The sequence below is a fragment of the Nonomuraea sp. CA-143628 genome, assembly GCF_050942315.1.
GTDB lineage: Bacteria > Actinomycetota > Actinomycetes > Streptosporangiales > Streptosporangiaceae > Nonomuraea.
Genome location: NZ_CP192072.1, coordinates 8,649,661 through 8,670,452, shown reverse-complemented (window position 1 = coordinate 8,670,452; position 20,792 = coordinate 8,649,661). Strand labels below are relative to the sequence as shown.

Here is a 20,792-nt window from a genome sequence, read left to right as displayed (position 1 = left end):
CCGATTCGCTCATCTGTAAGCCAGCCGTTAGCGTGCCCCTGTGTCGATCGAATGGGTGAACCAGGCCATCGACGACCTCCGTGCCTGGGGGCGCGCGCGGGGCGTCGTGGTGGACGCGGACGAAATCCGCTTGCTCTGCGACTACGCCAGCGACTATCTCAACGTCAACGAGCTGGGCGACTTCACTCCCGCGACCTTCGACGAGCTGCTGCTGTCCATCTACCCTCGCAAGGTCATCGCACCGCCGGAGAGCGCGCCGGAGACCGTGGCCGCCGCCCGTACCCTCGTCGATTTCCTGCAGCAGGCCGACGCGGTCGGCGAGGAGACCGCGGCGGCGATGCGCGAGGAGTTGGCCGGCATCGAGCCGAAGATGCCCGTGGCGCTCGCCGACACGGCCAACTTCGGCATGGCCAAGAGCCTGTTCAGCTCCATCGGTCCCGAGTCGCTGGAGCAGTCGGTCGCGATCCCCTCGGGCGAGCTGCCCGACCTGGGGGAGGCGCCCTGCGACTGCCCGGGGTGCGCGCCGCTGCCGGCCGTACGACTGGCGGAGCCCGACGCGCTCGTGGCGGAGCTGGCGGACGTGCCGCTCTTGGCGGGGAACGCCGGACCGTACCGAGATCTGGAAGAGGAGCTGCGGCGCGACGTCGGCGACGACCCGCTCCAGGCGTGGGCCGAGATCGTCGCCCACATCGTCGAACGCGACACCCGCGGCACCGTCACCGGCTCGGCCGAGCTCGACGAGGAGCTCTACGACCTGTTCGACATGCTCTACCGGCTGCGGGCGCCCGTGCCCGTCACCGTGATCGGCGACTACCTGGAGGAGGTCGCGGACGCGGGCGGCGCCGACCTGGGCGCGGTGCTCGACCGGCTGGCCTGGTGCGGCATGGTCGCGGTCGAGGGCGAGGCCGCCGGGCTCACCCCGCTGGCCGTGTGGGGGCTGCGCGAGCACTACCTGGCGCTCGGCCTCGACGCCCCGCAGGCCGGTGACCTGGCCGAGGCCGACGCGACCGGGCTGATCGAGGGCCTGCTCGACGGCATGCCCACCGAGCTGGCCGAAGAGGACATCAGCAGGTGGCTGGCCGGCCGCAGCCCGGTCACTGCGGCGGCCGAGCTGCTCGCCGCCGCCTCCGGCGCCCCCGCCGTGGCGCGCGGCATCGCGGTGACCATCGTCGACCGGCTGGGCGCCGAGGCGGAGCCGGAGGTACGCGCCTGCCTGGAGGACCAGGAGCTTCGCCCGCACGCCATCCACTGGCTGACCGCCCGAGGGCTGGCCGCCCCGCAGCTCAGCCAGGAGGAGCTGCTGTGGGTCAGCATCGACATGCTCGCTCTGGCGCTGCCCGCCGCCGAAGAGGCCCCCGAGATCTTCGCCGAGAACATGGCCGCCTCCGGCCCGCCCGCCCACCTCATCGAAGAGATGTGGCGCGTGGACCACCCCGACGTCGTAGAGGTGCTGGAGCTGCTCGGACGCTCGCTGCCCGACGGTACGGTGGCCAAGGCGGCCCGCAAGGCCGCCTTCAAAGCGCGCTCCCGAGCCATCCGTTGAGTACGCTCATGTGACTCGTGTGCAGTAAGTTTCGTGGGGTGGCAAACAACGTCTTCGACCTCGCCGAGCTGCGTAAGCTGATCGATGAGCAGTCCGCCGTGCCCCCACGGCCACCCGAGGAGACTCCCGTGGCGGAGCAAGAGGCGTTGACGTTCCCACCTGTGCTGCTGGCGCCCGACGCCGAGCTGGCCGGGATCGTGCCCACGGTGCCGCTCGTCGCCGACGCCATCCGGCTCATGAAGTGGACCGGCACCCGCGAGGTCACCCCGGAAGGGCTGCCGGTCGCGGCCGACGCCCACGCCGCCGCCGCCGAGCTGGGCCTCGACGCCGCCCGGCTCCGACTCGTCTGGATCGTCGCCGTCAACACCGGGCTGCTCCAGATCGCCGGCGGGCACGCTTCGCGCGGGCCGCTGCCGGAGCGGCTCTCGGTGGAGGCGACGCTGGAGTTCTGGGACGGCGTGGTCATGGACGTGCTCGACCGCGCCGACGAAGGCCTGACCGGCTCGGCCGTCGTCGACGAGCACCTGGCGGAGATGCTGGCCACGGTCTACTCCGTACGTTCCGGCGTCGCGATCGCCAACCTCGCCCGGGGCATCCTGCAGTCGCACGAGGTCGCCTGCGAGCCCGGCGCCATCGAGATGCGCCGACTGGCCGCCTCGCTGCCCGCCGAGCTGCTCGACGCGCTGGCGCTGCTGGCCTACTGCGGCCTGGTCGAGCAGACCGCGGCCGGCCGCACCGCGCTCACCCCGCTCGGCGTCTGGGCCGTACGCAGGGACCTGCTGCGCGAGGGGCACGACGCGCCGACGACGGCCGAGGTCGAGGTGTTCGCCGACCTGTCCGCCGCCGAGCTGGTCGAGGCCCTGGTCAAGGGTGCCGCCACGCAGAGCGCCGTGGCCGGCTGGCTGGAGCGCCGCCCGCCCGCGCAGGCCGCGCACGACCTCATCGAGATCGCGGCGGAGGGCACCGCGGGGCAGCGCGGCGCCGTAGGCGCCATCCTGGAGGAGCTGGGGCCCGAGGCCGAGGCTCCCGTCCGCGAGGCGCTCGCACTACCGCTGATGCGCCGCTACGCCGCCTCCTGGCTGCACATCCGCGACCTCGACGCCCCCACGCTCAGCCCCGACGACCACACCTGGATCGCGGTCGACTCGCTGGCCGCCCTCATGCACCTGTCCGGCCCCGCCGCGGGCCGGCTGGACCCCGAGCCGGGCGAGGACCTGATCCGGCTCGTCGGCGAGATGCCCGCCGTAGGCCACCCGGACACGATCGCGGTGCTCGACATGCTCGCCGCCGCGCACGACGACAAGGCCGTGGTCAAGGCAGCCCGCAAAGCCGCGATGAAGGCCCGATCGCTGGCGCACACTAAACTGGGCTGACCCACTGACGAAACGGAGTGACCCTTTGGCGATCCAGTCGATCCGCCTGTTCGGAGACCCGGTGCTGACCACCGCGGCGGCCCCGGTCGTCGACTTCGACAAGGAGCTCCGCAAGCTGGTCAAAGACCTCACCGACACGATGATGGACGCCCCCGGCGCCGGGCTCGCGGCCCCGCAGATCGGCGTCGGGCTGCGGGTGTTCACCTACTACGTCGACGAACAGCTCGGCCATCTGATCAACCCCGACCTCGACCTGTCCGCCGACATCGACGAGGAGGGCGAGGAGGGCTGCCTGTCCTTCCCCGGCCTGTCGTTCCCGACGCCGCGGGCAATCCGCGCCGTCGCCAAGGGCTTCGACATGTACGGCGAGCCGGTCACGCTGGAGGGCACCGACCTGATGGCCCGCTGCTTCCAGCACGAGACCGACCACCTCGACGGCATCCTGTTCATCGACCGGATGGACCCCAAGCAGCGCAAGCTGGCGATGAAGGCCGTCCGCGAGGCGGAGTGGAGCGGGCTGTCCGTCCCCATGGTCAAGTTCTCCCCGCACACCATGGGCGGGAAGGCACTCTGACGATGCGCCTGGTCTTCGCGGGCACGCCCGAGACGGCGTTGCCGTCACTACGCGCACTGATCGACTCGCCCCGGCACGAGGTCGTCGCGGTCGTCACCCGGCCCGACGCCCAGTCGGGGCGCGGTCGCAAGGTGCACCCGTCGCCGGTGGCCGAGCTGGCCGAGGAGGCGGGCATCGAGGTGCTGCGCCCGGCCAAGGCCGGCGACCCGGAGTTCCTCGACCGGCTGCGCGGGCTGGAGCCCGACTGCTGCCCCGTGGTCGCCTACGGGGCGCTGCTGCCGCAGTCCGCGCTCGACGTGCCGCCGCTCGGCTGGATCAACCTGCACTTCTCGATCCTGCCCGCCTGGCGGGGTGCCGCGCCCGTCCAGCGCGCCATCCTGCACGGTGACGAGATCACCGGCGCCTCGACGTTCCAGATCGTCAAGGAGCTCGACGCCGGGGCGGTCTTCGGCGTCGTCACCGAGGAGATCCGTCCCGACGACACCAGCGGCGCGCTGCTCGACCGCCTGTCAGTCTCGGGCGCCGAGCTGCTGTCGGCCACGCTCGACGGGGTGGCCGACGGCAAGCTGCAGGCGGTTCCCCAGCCGGCCGACGGGATCAGCGTCGCGCCCAAGATCAACGTGACCGACGCCCGGGTCGACTGGTCCGCGCCCGCCATGCGCGTCGACCGCCTGATCCGCGCCTGCACCCCCAACCCGGGCGCCTGGAGCGAGTTCCGCGGCCACCGGCTGAAGCTCGGCCCGGTCCGGCTCGCCCCCACGGCCGAGCCGCTGGCGCCCGGCGCCATCGCCGCGACCAAGCACACCGTGCTGGTCGGCACCGCGACCCACCCGGTCGAGCTGGGCGAGCTCCAGCCGCAGGGCAAACGGCTGATGAGCGCGGGGGAGTGGGCGCGCGGTGTGCGTCCTGAGAACGACGACAGGTTCGAGTGAGAAACGACATGGGACAGGGCCCACGCCGCCAGAACGAGGGACGGCCGACCGGGACCGGACATGGCAGCGGCGGCCGAGCCGGTCAAGGTGGCCAAGGCGGTCAAGCCGGCGGCCGGGGTGGTCAAGGCGGCAGCCGAGGCGGTGGCCAGGCCGGGCGCGGTGGTGGCCGGGGCGGTCAGACCGGGCGTGGTGACGGTCGTGCGGGTGAGGGCGGCGGGCAGGCTGGTCAAGCCGGCGGCCGAGCCGGGCAGGGCGGCAGCCGAGGCGGTGGCCAGGCCGGTCAAGGTAGTGGCCGGGGCGGGCAGGGCGGGGGTCGTGGCGGTGGCCGGGGCCGGCCGCGGGGTCCGGCGCGTGACCAGGCGCGCAATGCCGCCTTCGATGTCATGCGGGCCGTCGACGAGCGTGACGCCTACGCCAACCTGCTGATGCCGCGCCTGCTGCGCGAGCGCGGGGTGAAGGGGCGTGACGCGGCGCTGGCGACCGAGCTGGCCTACGGCACGCTGCGCGGGCTCGGGACGTACGACGCGATCATCGAGATGTGCGTCGACCGGGCGCCCGACTCCGACGTGCGCGACGCCCTGCGGCTCGGCGCCCACCAGCTGCTCAAGATGCGCGTTCCCCCACACGCCGCCGTCGGCACGACCGTCGATCTCGTACGGCTGCGCATCGGGACGGGCGCCGCCAAGTTCGTCAACGCCGTGCTGCGCAAGATCGGGTCACGGACCATCGAGGAGTGGGTCCCGATCGTGGCCCCCGACGAGGCCCGCGACCCGGCCGGGCATCTGTCGGTCGCCTACAGCCATCCGCGGTGGATCGTGAGCGCGTTCCGCGACGCCCTGGGCGGCCGGGCCGACGAGGTCGCCGACCTGCTGGCCGCCGACAACGCGCGGCCGCTGGTGACGCTGGTCGCCCGGCCCGGCCGCAGCTCGGTAGGGGAGCTGACCGACAGCGGCGCCGACCCGGGCCGCTACTCGCCGTACGCCGCCTACCTGCCGGAGGGCGACCCGGGCAGGATCCCGGCGGTGGCCGAGACCCGCGCGGCCGTCCAGGACGAGGCCAGCCAGCTCGTGGCGCTCGCTCTGACCCGCGTGCCGCTCGACGGGCGTGACGAGCTGTGGCTCGACATGTGCGCGGGGCCGGGCGGCAAGGCGGGCCTCCTCGACGCCATCGCCACCTACGGCGACCTGGCGGCTTCCGACGACCGCTACTTCAGCGGGGGCGGCGCGGCCTCTGACGACCGCGATCTCGCTGATCGCGGTGACGCCGCGGCTTTCGATGACCGCTATCTCGCCGATCGCGGCGATCGTGCTGCCGTTGCAACTCCCGCCTTTTCCGGCGATCGTGAGGACCGGGAAGACCAGGACCGAGATGATCGGGACGGCCGGAATGACCGGGACCGGGACGACCGGGACCGGGGCGGTCGGGACTCGGACGGCCGGAATGACCGGGATGGCCAGGATGACCGGTCAGGTCGGCCGGATCGTGTGGGGCCCGGGGGTCGGGCGGTGGCCTATCCGGGTGGCGCCCGGCTGCTGGCCGCCGACGTGCAGTATCACCGGGCGCGGCTGGTCTGGCAGACCACCCGGGACGCCGCCGTGGTCACCGCCGACGGGACGGAGCCGGCCTGGCGGCCGGGAGCGTTCGACCGGATCATGCTGGACGCGCCCTGCACCGGGCTCGGAGCGCTGCGCCGTCGCCCCGAGGCGAGGTGGCGGCGGGATCCCGCGGACATCGCCGAGCTGGGCCGGTTGCAGCGGCGCCTGCTCGACGCCGCACTCGAAGCCGTACGGCCCGGCGGGGTGGTCGCGTACGTCACCTGTTCGCCGCACCTGGCCGAGACCCGGGTCGTCGTCGGTGACGTCGCCGGTCGGCGCGGCGACGTGGAGCAGCTCGACGCGCGCGACTACCTGCCGGAGATCGACGGGCTGGGCGACGGCCCGCACGCGCAGTTCTGGCCGCACCGCCACGGCACCGACGCGATGTTCCTCGCCCTCCTCCGCAAGCGCCCGCGCTGAGTGGATCATGTTCGCGTTTCCCGGCGTGATGGGCGCCGGGAATCAGGTCTGCTCGTCCTTCAACGGGAAGCCGGGATTGACCACTTCATCGAGAAGGCCGTTGAGGAGCGGGACTCGGCGTTCGGTGTGGTCGTCGATCGCAAGGAGAGCCACGCTCAGCTCCAGGTCGGGAACCCGGGCGTGCAGGGCACGCAGGCCCGTCCAGCCTCCTCCGTGCCGATAGACGCGATGCCCGGCGTGTGATCGGACGCCGATGCCCCAGGCGTAGTCGATCGGCGTTCCGTCATCGAGGCGTCCAGGAGTCTGCATGAGCTCCGAGATGCCGAGTTCATCGGCGTTGAGCGCCTGGCCCCAGCGCAGCAGATCGTGGAGAGTTGTCCATACCCCTCCGTCACCCAGGGACAGCGGGGCGGGATGAAGACGGGCGAGCGGCGCGGCGCCCGGGGGCGTTGGGTCAGGCCCGGGCCAGTAGCGGGTATCCGCCATCGCGAGCGGTACGAAGAGGCGGTGCTGGGCGAAGTCGGGCAGCGGCATGTCCGCCGCTCGTTCCACCACGGCGGCCAGGCAGACGTATCCGGCGTTGGAATAGACGTGTTCGGTGCCCGGCTGGTGGTCCAGGTCCGGGAACTGGGCGAGCGCTTGGATGATGCCTGGGGTGGTCCGGTCGGCGTCGCCGGTGATGATGGCATCGATTTCGGCGTCTGCGGGAAGGGCGGCTGTGTGATGGACAAGGTGCCGGAGCCGGATGGTGCCGGCCCACGCCGGTAGCTGGGGCAGCCGGCCTGACAGGGGCGATTCCATGTCCAGCGCGCCATGTTGGGCCAGCAGCGCGGCGCAGGCCGCGGTCATCTGCTTCGACAGTGACGCCGCGTATGCGAGCGTCGTGGCGGTCACTGACCCACCGGTGGCTGACAACCCTTGGGCGAGGAGTACGGGTGGCGCGCCGCCTTGCTGCATCCCGACCACGATCGGTTCGTCGCTGCGGTAGCCGGCTTCGGAGATAAGGGTTGTTATGCGTTGGTGCATCTGGGACACGAAATGATCCTTCGGGCCGCCCCGGACCCCTGCTAGTGGCCTGGCTTGGGGAGCAGTGCGTCGATGAGCAGGTCCAGGAGGCGGCCGGTCTGCTCGGGGGTATCAAGGGCCGCCGTGGCGACGAAGATGCCGAAGAGCATCGTGGCGACATCGTCCGGATCGACGTCCGCACGGAGTGAGCCCGTCTCGGCGCCCTTGGCGAGGATCATCGTGATCGCGGCGATGATGCCTTCCCTGGTGGTGGCTGTCGGGATGCGGCCTGAGGCCCGGCCGGCGCGCAGTGCGTCGGCCATGCCGCGTTTCATCGCGACGAACGCCCCGTAGCGCTCCATCCAGGCCCGCAGTGCGAGTTGCGGCGGCAACCGTTCGAGAAGGGCCGGGGCGCTCGTGGTGATGTCGTCGAGCTCGGCGGCGTAGACCGCCTCCACGAGTGCTTCGCGGGTGGGGAAATGGCGATAGAGGGTGCCGATTCCCACGCCCGCCTCACGGGCGATGCTTTCGAGCGGGACGGTGTCGTCGGCGGCCGCGAAGGCGGTCCGGGCGACGGCGATGAGCTTGTCGCGGTTGCGCTGGGCGTGGGCGCGGAGCGGACGCTGCGTCGTGGCCGGCCGTTCTGCGGCGGTTTCGGCGGACGCCGGTTCGGTCGAAGTCAAAGTGGAGGTACCTCCGATATTGCTCTATAGTCAGTCAGAGATAGCGGAGGTTCCTCCGGTATCTCTGGCATCTTACCTGGATGGGATTATCATGACCTCCAGCAACACCCTTTCCGATGAGCCGGTCGATGTTCCTCGGCCCGGCGGCACCGCTCAGTTCGCCGGGCGTACCGTGTCCCGCATCGGATATGGCGCCATGCAGCTCAGCCGCCTGCACGACGACCGTGACGCGGCCCTGGCGGTCCTGCGCCGGGCGATCGACTCCGGCGTCGACCACATCGACACCGCCCAGTTCTACGGCAACGGCTTCGTCAACGAGCTCCTCCGCGAGGCGATCCGGCCGCAGGACGATGTCATGGTCGTCAGCAAGGTCGGCGCCACCCCCGACCCAGACGGTCCGATGCCGCTGCGGCTCGCACAGCGGCCCGAAGAACTTCGCGCCAGCGTCGAGGACAACCTCATCAGCCTCGGCCTGGAGCAGATCCCGGTCGTGAACCTGCGCCGTCCCGACTCCGGTCCCGGCGTGCGGGCCACGGGCGATCAGGCGGTCGACCTCGACGACCAGCTCGCCGTGATGACGGCGATGCGCGACGAGGGCAAGATCGGCGCGATCGGGCTGGGCAGCGTCACCCTCGACGGGCTACGCCGAGCGATCCCCGCCGGCATCGTCTGTGTGCAGAACGCCTACAGCCTCGTCACCCGCGACGACGAAGCCGTGCTCGAACTGTGCCGGACCGAGGGCATCGCCTGGGTGCCGTTCTTCCCCCTCGGCGGCGCCTTCCCCCAGATGCCGAAGGTGACCGACGAAGCGGCCGTCCACGCCGCCGCGACGTCCCTCGGCCGCACGCCCGTGCAGGTCGGCCTCGCGTGGCTGCTGCACCACGCCCCGCACGTCCTGCTCATCCCCGGCACCGCCGGCATCGAGCACCTGGAAGAGAACCTCGCCGCCGGTACGATCACCTTCGACCGCGACACGCTCAACACGCTCGACGCCGTCCCCTCCCGCTCGGCAGAGGTCTCGCTCGGCTGATTCCGGATCGTCTCAGCCGGGGCTCAGTTCGGAGACGTTTGCGCCAGAACCATCAGGAGTTGATCCAGTTTGGCGTCGACCTGGCTGAAACGCGCTTCGGTCAGGTCTTGCAGGCCGCTCAGACGATCATCCAGGCCGCTCAGACCATCATCCAGGTTGCTCAGACGAGCATTCACACGCTGCTCAAGCTGGTCCAGTTGCTCCTTCGTGGCCAGCGAAGCGTTGCCCGCCATGATTTCCCCGAAGACAGGCTCGGTGTATTCGAGGATGTGCTGGCGGATCGTCTGCGGGAGTTGGTCCACCGCGGCCTTGACGTCCCTCAGATCGGACTTGACGTCCCCCAGATCGGAACTGAGCGTGAAAACGGCCGCCTCGAGTCGTTGGACGCGGTCGGTCAGTTGCGCGCGGTGCTGGGGAGCGGTCATGTGGTCATCGTAGCCGGTGACTCATCTGTGCTCACGGGCTCCGGAGAACCAGCGGGGTGCGGAAAAGGCCTGATGGCGCATGAGTTGGGCATAACTCACTTCGCGCCGTGGCGCGCTTGCCTGCAACCCGCCGCGGGCCGCCGGTGTTCCTCTTGCTGTTGGCTCGTTCACGGGCCGTGATCGACTTTCGCGAACGCGTGATCGAGCACTCCGACCTAAGAAAGCATCAGGCGAGAGGAACACCATGACGGAGCTCGACTCCACGCTCGATTCCGGCAGGCAAGCGCGGGACGAACCCCTCGAGAACCAGATGACGTCCCGGCACAAGTTGATCCTGGTTCTCCTGCTCGGCGCCCAGTTCATGCTCGCGGTCGACTTTTCGGTACTCAACATCGCCGTGCCGACGATCGGCGCCGAGCTCGGCTTCGAGCTGAGCAACCTGCAGTGGATCGTCACGGGATTCATGCTGCCCGCCGCGGGCTTCACCCTGCTGTTCGGCCGCGTCGCCGACCTGTTCGGCCGGCGCAACCTCTTCCTGGCGGGAATGCTGCTCCTCGGCGTGGCGTCGCTGGTCGGCGGCCTGGCGCAGTCGCCGGGCATGCTCCTGGCCGGGCGTATCGGGCAAGGGCTGGCCACCGCGATGGCGACACCCGCCGCGATGTCGCTGCTCACCACCTCCTTCCCGGAAGGCCCGCTCCGCCGGCGTGCCCTCGGGCTCAACGGCACGCTGCTGACCGGCGGCTTCGCGCTCGGGTCGGTGCTCGGCGGCGTGCTGACCGAACTGCTGAGCTGGCGCTGGGCCTTCCTGATCAACCTGCCGGTCGTCGCGCTCATCGTGCTCATCGCCCCGCGCGTGCTGAGCGACACCGGCGAGCGGATTCGCCGCCGCCTCGACATTCCCGGCGCGGTCACGGTCACCGGCGGCCTGGTGAGCCTGGTCTACGGCATCTCCGCGACCGAGCGGAACGGCTGGGGAGACCCCGTCGTCATCGGCTGCCTGATCCTCGCCGCGCTCCTGCTGGTCGCGTTCTGGTTCATCGAACTGCGCAGCCCGCACCCGCTGGCGCCGATCAGCGTGCTCAAGCGGCCCACCGTCCGCTGGGGCAACTTCGCCGGGATCATCGTCATCAGCATGCCCAGCGCGGTCGTCTTCCAGATGACGCTCTACTTGCAGGACGTCCTCGACTACCAGCCGCTCGCCTCCGGCCTGGCGTTCGGCGGGTCCAGCATCGCGGCCATCGCGGGCGGGCTCCTCGCCCCCCGGGTGATCGGCGCCATCGGCGGCAAGCGGACCCTCGTCATCGCCCTGGCGGTCCAGGGGCTGGGCCTCCTGGGGTTGCTGACCGTGGGCGAAGGCGCCGCGGGCATCTACATCGTCCTCGCCGCCGTCGCGGTCGCGTTCTTCGGCCATGCCATGGGCCTGGTCTCCTACACGGTCATCGCCACCTCCGGCCTGCCTGACGAAGAGCAGGGCCTGGCCACCGGTTTGAGCACCATGAGCCAGCAGATCGCCCTGACCCTCGGCACCCCCATGCTGGCCGCCGTCGCGCTCTACGGCGCCGGGACGGTCACCGGCGTCGAGGCGAATGTCGCCGCCGTCCTCGACGGCATGCACCTGGCGGTGCTCGTGGCCGCCGTGACCAGCCTCGCGGTAGCGGCGCTTGTGGCCGCCCTCTTCCGCCCCGGCACCACGGCCAAAAGCTGAGACCGCTTTCCTTGCTGCCAGGGCTCAGCGCGGAGGTGCTTGCGCCAGAGCCGCCAGGAGTTGGTCCAGTTTGGCGTTAACCTCAACGAAGCGGTCATCGACCTGACCGAAGCGCTTATCCATCTGGTCGAGGCGGTCATCGACCTGACCGAAGCGCTCATCGGTCAGGCCTTTCAGGTCATCTAGGCGACCATTGAGGCGCTGCTCAAGCTGGTCCAGCTGCTCCTTCGTGGCCAGCGAAGCGTTGCCCGCCATGATTTCCCCGAAGACGGGCTCCGTATATTCGAGGATCTCCTGGCGGATCGTCTGCGGGAGCTGGTCCACCGCGGCCTTGACATCCCCAAGGCCGGAAGCCAGCGTACAAACGGCCACTTCGAGCCGTTGGACGCGGGCGGCAAGTTGCACGCGGTGCTGGGGAGCGGTCATGTGGCCATCGTAGCCCGTGACTCATCCTGTGCTGCCGGGAAACCTCAATTCGCACGTGGCTAGAGCAGGAAGGATCACGGAGTGTGAGCAGCCAGGAACACGGTTCGAGTGCGGTCCCGCGGGCTACGGGCGGCAGGAGGATCGCCTGGGCGGCCGTGCCCGAGGAGGTGGCGGCGGGGATCGAGCGGTTGCTCGGTGACCGGGTGGTCGGCGCGGTCAGTCAGCCGGGCGGGTTCTCCGAGGGCTTGGCCGCGCGCGTGCGTCTGGCGGGCGGCGGGGGTGCGTTCGTGAAGGCCGCGAGTACGTTGACGGCGCCGGCGGTGGCGGCCTTTCACCGCAGGGAGATCGAGATCTCGCGGCGGCTTCCCCCGACGGTGCCGGTGCCACGGTTGCTGGATGCCTATGACGACGGTGACTGGGTCGCGCTGATATTCGAGGAGATTCCGGGCCGGCTGCCTGCCCAGCCATGGCGGCGGGATGAACTCGAGCGGGTCCTGACGGCCGTCACCGACCTGGTACGGGCCTTGACCCCATCGCCGGTGGACGGGGCGTTACTGGGCGGGCCGCGGCTGGGCGGCTGGGTGGCACTGGCGAAGGGCGGCCCCGGGATCGAGCGCGGCGTCGTCAAGAGGCTCGGTGCGCTTTCCCCGTGGGCGGCTGGGCACCTCGACGAACTCGCCGGCCTGGAGGAGCGCGCCGCACCGGCTCTGGCTGGTCAGACGCTTCTGCATGGTGACCTGTATCCGTTCAACATCATGCTGACCGCGGAGCGCGTCTTCGTCGTCGACTGGCCCCACGCATGGGTCGGGGCCGGTCACTGCGACGTGGTGACGCTGCTGGCCGGCGTGTCGCTCAGCGGGATGGATCCGCAGCCGATCGCTGAGAGCCATCCGCTGACCCGCGACCTCGATCCGGCTCAGATCGACGCGGTGCTGGCGGCGCACTCGGGCTTTCTGCTCCGGATCGCCGCGTCGGCGGGACCGGGGGCCGATCGCCACTTGGTGAACATGATGGTCGCGCTGGGCCGGGCCTCGCTGCGCTGGTTACGGAACCGTCGGTGAGAAGTGAAACCCGTCTGTGAACGCCTCATGAAGGCGCCGCATTTGAGGGCCTTAAGTGTAGAAACTGATGAAGTACCCGCACCGCTGCGGGTGTGGGCGCCGTTCAATAGACTCTGACCATCATGGCCCTACAGATCTCGCCCAGCATCCTGTCCGCCGACTTCGCCAGGCTCGCCGACGAAGCCGCGGCCGTCACCAATGCCGACTGGCTGCACGTGGATGTCATGGACAACCACTTCGTGCCCAACCTGACCCTCGGGCTGCCCGTGGTCGAGGCGCTGCGCAAGGCGACCTCGATGCCGCTCGACTGCCACCTCATGATCGAAGACCCCGACCGCTGGGCCCCGCCCTACGCCGAGGCGGGCGCGGGCAGCGTCACGATCCACGTGGAGGCGGCGAAGTCGCCGGTGCGCACGCTGCGCGAGATCCGGTCGCTGGGCGCGCGGGCGGCCATCGCGTTCAACCCGGCCACGGCGATCGAACCCTTCGAGGATCTGCTGGGTGAGGTCGACATGCTCCTGCTGATGACGGTCGAGCCGGGGTTCGGGGGGCAGAAGTTCCTCGACATGGTGCTGCCCAAGATCCGCCGGGCCCGCGCCCTGATCGAGCGGCACGGCGGGCAGATCTGGCTCCAGGTGGACGGGGGCGTGGACGCGGACACCATCGAGCGCTGCGTGGTGGCCGGCGCGGATGTCTTCGTGGCGGGCAGCGCCGTCTATGGCGCCTCGGACCCGGCGGCGGCGGTCGACGCCCTCCGGTTCCAGGCCGAACAAGCCCAGGCCGAACAAGCTCAGGTCGAACGGGCTTTGGACGAACGGGCTTAGGACGAACGAGCTGTCGGCGGGGCGTAACGGCGCCCGGCCACCGTCCGGTCAGCGGCCGTCTTCCTGGAGGCCCTCAACCCCGGTCGGCGGGTGGCGGGTTCCCCATGCTTGCCGTACAAGGAAACGGTTGTGAAAGACGTCCGGCCCGCCGCGAGAAGCACGGCGGGCCGGACAGTCAGATGAGAGTGATCAGGCCAGCGCCGGGTCCAGCACCACGTCCTCACCTTGGGTGGTGGGGGCCTCGGGGAAGTGGCAGGCGGTCAGGTGGCCCTCGTGGTTGCCCGACAGCCGCGTCAGCGGCGGCTCCTCCACCGCGCACTTCTCCTGTGCCTTCCAGCATCGCGTACGGAAGCGGCACCCCGACGGCGGATTGAGCGGCGACGGGACATCCCCCGCCAGCCGGATCCGCTGCCGCGCCGGCCCCTCCACGTCCGCGTCCGGCACCGCCGACAAAAGCGCGTGCGTGTACGGATGGCGCGGCCGCTCATAGAGCGACTCCCGGTCCGCGATCTCGACGATCTTCCCCAGGTACATGACCGCGACCCGCTGCGAGAAGTGCCGGACCACCGCCAGGTCGTGCGCGATGAACAGGAACGCGATCCCCATGTCCCGCTGCAGCTGCTGCAGCAGGTTGATCACCTGGGCCTGGATCGACACGTCCAGCGCGGACACCGGCTCGTCGGCCACGATCAGCCGGGGCTCCAGGGCCAGGGCCCTGGCGACGCCGATGCGCTGCCGCTGGCCGCCGGAGAACTCGTGCGGGAAGCGGTTGTAGTGCTCGGGGTTCAGGCCGACGATCTCCAGCAGCTCCCTGGCGCGGGCCTCCCGGCCGCCGGGCGGGTTGATGTCGTTGATGTCCATCGGGCCGCGGATGATCGAGCCGACCGTGTGCCGCGGGTTCAGCGAGGAGTACGGGTCCTGGAAGACCATCTGGATCTCGGGCCTGATCGGCTTGAGCTCGCGGCGGCCCGCGTGCGTGATGTCGCGGCCGTCATAGGTGATGCGGCCGCCGGTCGGCTCCAGCAGCCGGGCCGCGAGGCGTCCGGTCGTCGACTTGCCGCAGCCCGACTCGCCGACCAGGCCGAGCGTCTCGCCCGCGTGCACGGTCAGGTCGATGCCGTCCACCGCGTGCACCACGCCGACCTGGTGCTTGACCAGGAAGCCGCCTCTGACGGGGAAGTGCTTCACCACCCCGGACAGCTCCAGCAGCTTCTCCGTCACTTCGTCTCCTCAACTGGTCGCCGGCGCTGCTCCGCCTTCTGTTTGAGCGTCAGGAAGCAGGCGTCGCCGTGGCCGTGTTCGGGCGACAGCTCGGGCCGGTCACCGGCGCACACCTGCTTGCCCAGCAGCTTCATGTGGTCGCAGCGCGGGTGGAACGCGCAGCCGGACGGCAGGTTGATCAGGCTGGGCGGGGTGCCGCGCACCGGCTCCAGCGGCAGGTCCACCGGGCGGCGCAGGCTGGGCATCGAGCCCAGCAGCCCCCAGGTGTACGGATGGCGCGGCTCACGCAGCACCTCGTGCATCGTGCCCCGCTCCACGGCCCGCCCGGCGTACATGACCAGCACGTTGTGCGCGGTGTTGGCCACCACGCCCAGGTCGTGGGTGATCAGCACGATCGCCGTGCCCGACTGCTCCTGCAGCTCGCTCAGCAGGTCGAGGATCTGCGCCTGTACGGTGACGTCGAGCGCGGTCGTCGGCTCGTCGGCGATCAGCAGACCGGGGTCGCAGACCAGCGCCATGGCGATCATCGCGCGCTGGCGCATGCCCCCGGAGAACTGGTGCGGGTAGTCGTCGACGCGGACCTTCGGCTGCGGGATGCCGACCCGGTCCAGCATCTCGATCGCCCGGTCCCGCGCGGACGACCGCGAGACGCCCTTGTGCTTGCGGTACACCTCGGCGATCTGCGCGCCGATCGTGTGGAACGGCGACAGCGACGTCAGCGGGTCCTGGAAGATCATCGCGATCCGGTCGCCGCGCAGCTTCTCCATCGTGGACCTGGACGCGCCGATCAGCTCCTGGCCGTCGAAGGTGATGCTGCCGGAGATCTTCGCCGTCTCCGGGTTGTGCAGGCCGAGCACGGCCAGGTTCGTCACCGACTTGCCCGAGCCCGACTCTCCCACGATGCCGAGCGTGGTCCCCTGCTCCACCTGGAAGGAGAGCCGGTCCACCGCGTGGACCACGCCGTCCTCGGTGTGGAAGTCGACGGTGAGCTCGTTGACCTCAAGGAACATCAGCTCAGCCTCACGCGGGGATCGATGACGGCGTACAGGGCGTCGACGACGATGTTCATCACCACGATCGCGCCCGCCGCCACCAGGACGGTGGCCATCAGTGTGGGCAGGTCGGAGTAGTCGACCGCGCGGACCGACAGGCGGCCGATCCCCTGCAGCCCGAACGTGGTCTCGGTGATGATCGCGCCGCCGATGAGCTGGCCCAGGTCCACGCCGAAGATGGTGATGATCGGGGTCAGCGTGCCGCGCAGGGCGAAGCGCAGCACCACGCTCCTGCCGGACATGCCCTTGGCCCTGGCGGTTCGTACGTAGTCCTCGGCCAGGTTCTCCACCATCGTGGAGCGGGTCATCCTGGTGTAGTTGGCGGTGAAGATGATCGCCAGCACGATCCAGGGCAGGAGCAGCCCGCCGAACCAGCCGAGCGGATCCTCGGTGATCGGGATGTACTTGGGCTGCGGGAAGACGTGCGCCTGGTAGACGAAGAAGTACATGGCCAGCGTGCCGACGAAGTAGATCTGCATCGAGGCGCCGACCAGCGACGAGATGCTGGCGATCTTGTCGAGCGGCTTGCCCTGGCGCAGCGCGGCGAGGATGCCGGTGGCCACGCCGAACGTCAGGAAGATCACCGAGGCGCCGATCGTCAGCGCGATGGTGACGGGCAGCCGGTCGATGATGGTCTCGAAGACCGGGGCGCGGTTGACGAAGGAGTAGCCGAGACAGGGCGCGGGGCAGTTGCCGAGGCCCTCGAAGTTCCGGCCGAAGAAGATCCCCCCGAGCCACGACACGAACTGCACCACGACCGGCTGGTCGAGGCCCAGGTTGTGCCTGGCCTGCGCCAGCGTCTCCGGCGGGCAGACCTTGCCGCACGCCAGCCGAGCCGGGTCGGCGGGGATCACGAAGAACAGGAAGAAGGTCACCCCCGAGATGATCACGAGGATGACCGCGGCGCCGATGACGCGGCGGGTCAGGAATCGAAGCACGAGATCTCCAAAAGGGTGCTCCGGGCGCCGCGACGACGCCCGGAGCGGCGGTGCTACTGCTTCACGAAGATGGTGTTCGGCGAGACGATCCACTGCTGCGGATCGATCTCGGCGCCGCCCACCTTGGAGCCGTGCAGGAAGGTGCCGATTCGGTTCTCGGCCACGACCAGCGGGGTGATGGTCTCCTGGATCTGCTTGTCGAGGTTCATCCAGGCCTCGTTGGCCGCGTTGATGTCCGGGTTCTCCGAGATCTTCTTCATCTCGGCCTTGACCGTCGGGTCGTTGAGGTGGCTCATGTTCTGCCCGCCGTCGGAGACCGGGCCGAAGATGATCGGCATCACGGTGGAGCCGGACGGCCAGTCGGCGCCCCAGCCGCCCCAGTACAGGTCGAACTCGTTCTTCGTCTGACTGATCGAGTCGTAGTACGTCTTACGGTCCAGCGACTTGGCCACGACCTTGATCCCGGCCTTCTCCAGGGCGTTCTTGATCACCAGGGTGACCGGCTCCTGGGTGGGCAGGTTGTTGTAGGCGTAGACGATGGTCGGGTGCGGGTTGCTCGACTCGGCCAGCAGCTGCTTGGCCTTCTCGATGTCGCCCTCGGGCTTGGCCAGCTTCCCGAACAGGTCGTACGGCTTGTAGCCGACCGTGGTGTTCTCGTTGAGGATCGTCGTCGGCAGCGCCACGGCCTGCGGGCCGCCCAGGGCCTGCTGGATCTGCTTGGCCGGCCAGGCGTAGTTGATCGCCTGACGGATCTTCTGGTCCTTCACCCGGTCGAGGTTGAAGTAGTAGTAGTTGCCGTACGGCGACGGGCTGATCATGCGCCGGTCGGCCAGGCTGGCGTCGCCCAGCACCTGCTGCAGTCGCTCCGCCGGGGTGTTGGAGTAGAACGTGAACGCCGTCTGGTCAGGTCCCGAGTCGGCCACGAACCGGTCGGTCACCTGAGTGGCCTCCTGGCCGAACTCCATCTTCCACACGTCCGGGTACGCGCCGCGGATCGGGTCGGTGGCCGCGTCCCAGTTGGGGTTACGGGCCAGCTCCAGGGACTTGTCGACGACGTGCGACTTGATGATGTACGGACCGGAGGAGACGGGCTCCTTGTCGTACTTCTCCTTGGTGTCCTTGGCCTTGGGCACGATGTTGTAGCCCGCCATGGCGAAGGCGTAGTTGGCGTCGGCGTGCGGCGAGTTGAACTTGAAGACGATCGTCTTGTCGTCAGGGGTCTCGATGTTGTCGAGTTCCTTGCCGCCGTACGGGCCGGGGTAGGCCTTCTTGTAGTCCTCGGAGGTGAGCCACGTCTGAATGTAGTTCGGCCCGAAGGTGACGAAGGGGGCGAACATCCGCTCGACGGACCACTTCACGTCGGCTGAGGTGATCGGGCTGCCGTCCTGCCACTTCACCCCGTCCTTCAGGGTGAACTTCCAGGTCTTGCCGCCGTCGGACGGCGTGCCGGCGTCGACGGCCAGGTCGCCGACCAGCTTGTACTCGCCCTTGGCGATCCGCTTGTAACCGGTCAGGCCGCGGCTGATGAGCAGGCCGAAGTTCGCGTCGGTGTTCACGTAGATCTGGGCCGGGTCGAAGTGGGCGAAGTCGTCCCGGTCGATCATGGTGACGGTGCCGCCCTTGACGACGCCCTCCGGCGGGATGGCGGGGCCCTTGGAGTCCTCCGCGGTGCCCATGGTGATCGTCGGGGGCTTGTAGGCCGCCGCCGGCGCAGACGAGGCGCCCGCGCTCGTGGGAGCGCTCGACGGAGCGCCCGCGTTGCCCGGCGCGCAGGCGCCGACCAACGCCAGCGAGGCCGCCGCGACAACCGCGAGAGCCGACCGTTTGCGGTGATTCATTTCTCTCCTCTAGCGCTTGATCTTGGGGTCGAAGGCGTCGCGGACCGAGTCACCGAGCAGGTTGAAGGCGATGACGAAGATCAGCAGTGCGACGCCGGGGAAGATGAGGTAGGTGATGTCGTTCTGGTAGACCTGCGTGGCCCGCAGGAACATCCGGCCCCAGTCGGGGACCTGCTCGCCCATCCCGACCCCCAGGAAGGACAGCGCCGCCTCGGCCGTGACCAGGGCGGGCAGCAGCAGCGTCGACTGGATGAGGATCGGGGTCCAGAGGTTGGGCAGCAGCTCCTTGAACACGATCCTGGCGGGGGAGGCGCCGGTGACCTTGGCCGCCTCCACGAACTCACGCTCGCGCATCGACAGCACCTGGCCGCGCAGCAGCCGGGCCAGCCCGGCCCAGCCGAAGACGGTGAGCAGGATGGTCAGCGTGACCGCCCGCAGCCACACCGGGGTCTCCTCGTTGGAGGGCACCAGCAGCTGGTCCACCACCGGCGTGAACGCGATGATGAACAGCACCTGCGGGAACGACAGCATCAGGTCGATGATCCGGCCGATGAAGAAGTCGGTCTTGCCGCCGGCGTACCCGGCGATGATGCCGACCACGATGCCGATCAGGGTGGTGAGGATCGTCGCCACCACCGCGATCAGCAGCGAGGTCCTGATCCCGTAGACGAGCTGCATGAACACGTCACGGCCCAGGTTGGGCTCGATGCCGAACCAGAACTCCGAGCTGATCCCGCCGTTGGGCGCCATCGCGTAGCCGAAGTCGTTGAGCAGCCCGGGCCGGTCCTGGCCGTACAGGGTGTACGGGTCCTTGCCGTACACCAAGGAGATGACCGGCGCGAGGATGGCGACCAGGAAGAAGAGGATCACGATCGCGGCGGAGATGACCCCGGTGCGGTCCCGCCGGAAGCGCAGCCACATGAGCTGGCCGGGCGATCGGCCCACCGCATCCGGTGCTTCGGTCACGGACGTCGCGTCGATCTCTGGTGCGGTGGACGTCGGTGTGGTCATCTAACAAGGCCCCCAAGGAACGTGCCAGAACGGGAAGTTTCAGGCCATATGGCAGATTTGCAGGCCCGATCAGCTGGAGGCAATGCTTCGCCAAGGTTTGATTGTTTTGTTGTGAAATATCGATGCGGTCGTGCCTTCTATGCCGTTGACCTGGTCATGTACGCGATGTCATGATCTATCGTGGTGACGCTTTCTTAATCACGGAATCAAGGCATAAACAAGATGATGCTGTGACATGAAGCAGGCGTTACCTGGGTAACTGTCCGCTTATGGAGGACCATGGGCTCTTCGGGCCCGATTCGGTGACCTGGCGGGTGATGGGCGAGCCGATTCTGCTGGTCGGCGGATTGCGGGCGCTGCTGATGCAGGGGCTGCACCCCAAGGCGATGCGCGGCGTGCTGCAGAACTCCTCTCTGATGGACCCGAACGAGGCGTGGTCGCGTTTCACGCGGACGACGGAATTCGTCCGAGTCCGTACGTACGGGACGCACGAGGAGGTCGAGCGGGCCGGCCGCCGGGTCCGCCGGATCCACGCCAAGCTGACCGCGTGTGATCCGGACACGGGCGAGCGCTTCCACCTCGACGATCCGGACGCCCTGCGCTGGGTGCACGTGGGGGAGGTCGACTCCTACCTGTCGGTGGCGCGCCGGGGCGGCGTCAAGCTGACGGACGCCGAGGCGGACACCTTCGTGGCCGAATGGCGACGGGCCGCCGAGGTCGTCGGCCTCGACCCGGCCTCCGTCCCCGGCACCGTGGGCGAGTTGCGGGACTACATCGAGGGGGAGCGTCCCGGTCTGCGGTTCGTCCCCGAGGCGGCGCACCCGCTCCGCCTGTCGCTCACCGCGCCGCTCCCGCTGCTGCTCACCCCGCTCAAGCCGGTCCTGCCGGGGGTGACGCTGCTGGCGTTCGCGACGCTGCCGCGCTGGGCCAGGCGGTTGTACGGCCTGCCCGCCACCCCGGTCGGCGACCTGTGGGCGACGACCACGCTGAGGGCGCTGCACACCGGGCTGGGGCTGATCCCGGCGCAGGTCCGCTACAGCCCGGCCGCCCGTCTCGCCCGCCGTCTCATGGCCGCCTGACCTCCCTCTGTTGACCAAGCGAGCGCTTGTTTGGCATAGTAGGGGGCGGTCGCGTCC

At 69.7% G+C, this 20,792-nt stretch carries 20 protein-coding genes; 11 read left to right on the top strand and 9 right to left on the bottom strand.

What is annotated here, in order from left to right:
- Nucleotides 1-40: 40 nt before the first annotated feature.
- From ACQP2T_RS39440 to ACQP2T_RS39415, 6 genes are read left to right on the top strand one after another with little or no spacing between them, the layout of a single operon-like run.
- Nucleotides 41-1,543, top strand: a complete 1,503-nt coding sequence (locus tag ACQP2T_RS39440) for a hypothetical protein (RefSeq protein WP_433509956.1) — start codon at nt 41-43, stop codon at nt 1,541-1,543.
- A 38-nt stretch (nt 1,544-1,581) separates the two neighbouring features.
- Nucleotides 1,582-2,916 (top strand): hypothetical protein, encoded by a 1,335-nt coding sequence (locus tag ACQP2T_RS39435; protein WP_433509955.1) that lies wholly within the window; start codon nt 1,582-1,584, stop codon nt 2,914-2,916.
- Nucleotides 2,917-2,941: 25 nt separating this feature from the next.
- Nucleotides 2,942-3,490, top strand: coding sequence for a peptide deformylase (def, locus tag ACQP2T_RS39430; RefSeq protein ID WP_363989160.1), 549 nt, complete (start codon nt 2,942-2,944; stop codon nt 3,488-3,490).
- A gap of 2 nt (nt 3,491-3,492) precedes the next feature.
- The gene (gene fmt, locus ACQP2T_RS39425) at nt 3,493-4,422 is read left to right on the top strand and encodes a methionyl-tRNA formyltransferase (RefSeq protein ID WP_433509954.1); all 930 of its coding nucleotides are present in this window, start codon (nt 3,493-3,495) and stop codon (nt 4,420-4,422) included.
- 60 nt (nt 4,423-4,482) lie between these two features.
- Nucleotides 4,483-4,848, top strand: a complete 366-nt coding sequence (locus ACQP2T_RS39420) for a hypothetical protein (protein WP_433509953.1) — start codon at nt 4,483-4,485, stop codon at nt 4,846-4,848.
- Nucleotides 4,806-6,437 (top strand): RsmB/NOP family class I SAM-dependent RNA methyltransferase, encoded by a 1,632-nt coding sequence (locus tag ACQP2T_RS39415; RefSeq protein WP_433509952.1) that lies wholly within the window; start codon nt 4,806-4,808, stop codon nt 6,435-6,437. The genes ACQP2T_RS39420 and ACQP2T_RS39415 overlap by 43 nt, the downstream gene beginning before the upstream one ends.
- 42 nt (nt 6,438-6,479) lie before the next feature.
- Here the strand turns inward: ACQP2T_RS39415 and ACQP2T_RS39410 are convergent, their stop codons facing one another.
- Nucleotides 6,480-7,463: a serine hydrolase domain-containing protein gene (locus ACQP2T_RS39410; RefSeq protein WP_433519892.1), complete on the bottom strand. Its 984-nt coding sequence runs from the start codon at nt 7,461-7,463 to the stop codon at nt 6,480-6,482.
- A gap of 41 nt (nt 7,464-7,504) precedes the next feature.
- Entirely contained in the window at nt 7,505-8,125 is a 621-nt protein-coding gene (locus tag ACQP2T_RS39405; RefSeq protein WP_433509951.1) for a TetR/AcrR family transcriptional regulator, read from the bottom strand.
- 91 nt (nt 8,126-8,216) lie between these two features.
- On the opposite strand from ACQP2T_RS39405, the gene ACQP2T_RS39400 reads away from it, so the two are divergent.
- Nucleotides 8,217-9,155, top strand: a complete 939-nt coding sequence (locus ACQP2T_RS39400) for an aldo/keto reductase (protein ID WP_433509950.1) — start codon at nt 8,217-8,219, stop codon at nt 9,153-9,155.
- Nucleotides 9,156-9,178: 23 nt separating this feature from the next.
- Here the strand turns inward: ACQP2T_RS39400 and ACQP2T_RS39395 are convergent, their stop codons facing one another.
- The gene (locus ACQP2T_RS39395; RefSeq protein ID WP_433509949.1) at nt 9,179-9,580 is read right to left on the bottom strand and encodes a hypothetical protein; all 402 of its coding nucleotides are present in this window, start codon (nt 9,578-9,580) and stop codon (nt 9,179-9,181) included.
- 244 nt (nt 9,581-9,824) lie between these two features.
- Here ACQP2T_RS39395 and ACQP2T_RS39390 point away from each other — a divergent pair, with 244 nt between their 5' ends.
- A complete protein-coding gene (locus tag ACQP2T_RS39390) occupies nt 9,825-11,285 on the top strand; it encodes an MFS transporter (protein WP_433509948.1) in 1,461 nt (486 codons plus the stop codon).
- 24 nt (nt 11,286-11,309) lie between these two features.
- Here ACQP2T_RS39390 and ACQP2T_RS39385 read toward each other — a convergent pair whose 3' ends face one another.
- The gene (locus ACQP2T_RS39385; RefSeq protein WP_433509947.1) at nt 11,310-11,711 is read right to left on the bottom strand and encodes a hypothetical protein; all 402 of its coding nucleotides are present in this window, start codon (nt 11,709-11,711) and stop codon (nt 11,310-11,312) included.
- 83 nt (nt 11,712-11,794) lie between these two features.
- Between ACQP2T_RS39385 and ACQP2T_RS39380 the strand changes: the two genes are divergently transcribed.
- Both ACQP2T_RS39380 and rpe read left to right on the top strand, forming a co-directional pair.
- Entirely contained in the window at nt 11,795-12,772 is a 978-nt protein-coding gene (locus tag ACQP2T_RS39380; RefSeq protein WP_433509946.1) for a phosphotransferase family protein, read from the top strand.
- Nucleotides 12,773-12,894: 122 nt separating this feature from the next.
- Nucleotides 12,895-13,596: a ribulose-phosphate 3-epimerase gene (gene rpe / locus ACQP2T_RS39375; protein ID WP_433509945.1), complete on the top strand. Its 702-nt coding sequence runs from the start codon at nt 12,895-12,897 to the stop codon at nt 13,594-13,596.
- 189 nt (nt 13,597-13,785) lie between these two features.
- Here the strand turns inward: rpe and ACQP2T_RS39370 are convergent, their stop codons facing one another.
- The 5 genes from ACQP2T_RS39370 to ACQP2T_RS39350 are packed head-to-tail and all read right to left on the bottom strand — an operon-like array spanning nt 13,786 to nt 19,656.
- Nucleotides 13,786-14,817, bottom strand: coding sequence for an ABC transporter ATP-binding protein (locus tag ACQP2T_RS39370; RefSeq protein WP_357945315.1), 1,032 nt, complete (start codon nt 14,815-14,817; stop codon nt 13,786-13,788).
- Nucleotides 14,814-15,827 (bottom strand): ABC transporter ATP-binding protein, encoded by a 1,014-nt coding sequence (locus tag ACQP2T_RS39365; protein ID WP_433509944.1) that lies wholly within the window; start codon nt 15,825-15,827, stop codon nt 14,814-14,816. The genes ACQP2T_RS39370 and ACQP2T_RS39365 overlap by 4 nt, the downstream gene beginning before the upstream one ends.
- Nucleotides 15,827-16,807: an ABC transporter permease gene (locus ACQP2T_RS39360; protein ID WP_433509943.1), complete on the bottom strand. Its 981-nt coding sequence runs from the start codon at nt 16,805-16,807 to the stop codon at nt 15,827-15,829. Before ACQP2T_RS39360 ends, ACQP2T_RS39365 begins: the two co-directional genes overlap by 1 nt.
- 53 nt (nt 16,808-16,860) lie before the next feature.
- Nucleotides 16,861-18,645: an ABC transporter substrate-binding protein gene (locus ACQP2T_RS39355; protein ID WP_433509942.1), complete on the bottom strand. Its 1,785-nt coding sequence runs from the start codon at nt 18,643-18,645 to the stop codon at nt 16,861-16,863.
- 9 nt (nt 18,646-18,654) lie between these two features.
- Entirely contained in the window at nt 18,655-19,656 is a 1,002-nt protein-coding gene (locus ACQP2T_RS39350; protein ID WP_433509941.1) for an ABC transporter permease, read from the bottom strand.
- Between the two features lie 269 nt (nt 19,657-19,925).
- Here ACQP2T_RS39350 and ACQP2T_RS39345 point away from each other — a divergent pair, with 269 nt between their 5' ends.
- Nucleotides 19,926-20,735, top strand: a complete 810-nt coding sequence (locus ACQP2T_RS39345) for an oxygenase MpaB family protein (protein WP_433509940.1) — start codon at nt 19,926-19,928, stop codon at nt 20,733-20,735.
- Nucleotides 20,736-20,792: the final 57 nt, after the last annotated feature.

Coding starts and splice junctions, on each gene's coding strand:
- fmt (WP_433509954.1), top strand. CDS start 3,493: ATGCGCCTGGTCTTCGCGGGCACGCCCGAGACGGCGTTGCCGTCACTA.
- ACQP2T_RS39420 (WP_433509953.1), top strand. CDS start 4,483: ATGGCAGCGGCGGCCGAGCCGGTCAAGGTGGCCAAGGCGGTCAAGCCG.
- ACQP2T_RS39385 (WP_433509947.1), bottom strand. CDS start 11,711: ATGACCGCTCCCCAGCACCGCGTGCAACTTGCCGCCCGCGTCCAACGG.
- ACQP2T_RS39415 (WP_433509952.1), top strand. CDS start 4,806: ATGCGGGCCGTCGACGAGCGTGACGCCTACGCCAACCTGCTGATGCCG.
- ACQP2T_RS39365 (WP_433509944.1), bottom strand. CDS start 15,827: ATGTTCCTTGAGGTCAACGAGCTCACCGTCGACTTCCACACCGAGGAC.
- ACQP2T_RS39390 (WP_433509948.1), top strand. CDS start 9,825: ATGACGGAGCTCGACTCCACGCTCGATTCCGGCAGGCAAGCGCGGGAC.
- ACQP2T_RS39350 (WP_433509941.1), bottom strand. CDS start 19,656: ATGACCACACCGACGTCCACCGCACCAGAGATCGACGCGACGTCCGTG.
- rpe (WP_433509945.1), top strand. CDS start 12,895: ATGGCCCTACAGATCTCGCCCAGCATCCTGTCCGCCGACTTCGCCAGG.
- ACQP2T_RS39395 (WP_433509949.1), bottom strand. CDS start 9,580: ATGACCGCTCCCCAGCACCGCGCGCAACTGACCGACCGCGTCCAACGA.
- ACQP2T_RS39410 (WP_433519892.1), bottom strand. CDS start 7,463: ATGCACCAACGCATAACAACCCTTATCTCCGAAGCCGGCTACCGCAGC.
- ACQP2T_RS39400 (WP_433509950.1), top strand. CDS start 8,217: ATGACCTCCAGCAACACCCTTTCCGATGAGCCGGTCGATGTTCCTCGG.
- ACQP2T_RS39345 (WP_433509940.1), top strand. CDS start 19,926: ATGGAGGACCATGGGCTCTTCGGGCCCGATTCGGTGACCTGGCGGGTG.
- ACQP2T_RS39355 (WP_433509942.1), bottom strand. CDS start 18,645: ATGAATCACCGCAAACGGTCGGCTCTCGCGGTTGTCGCGGCGGCCTCG.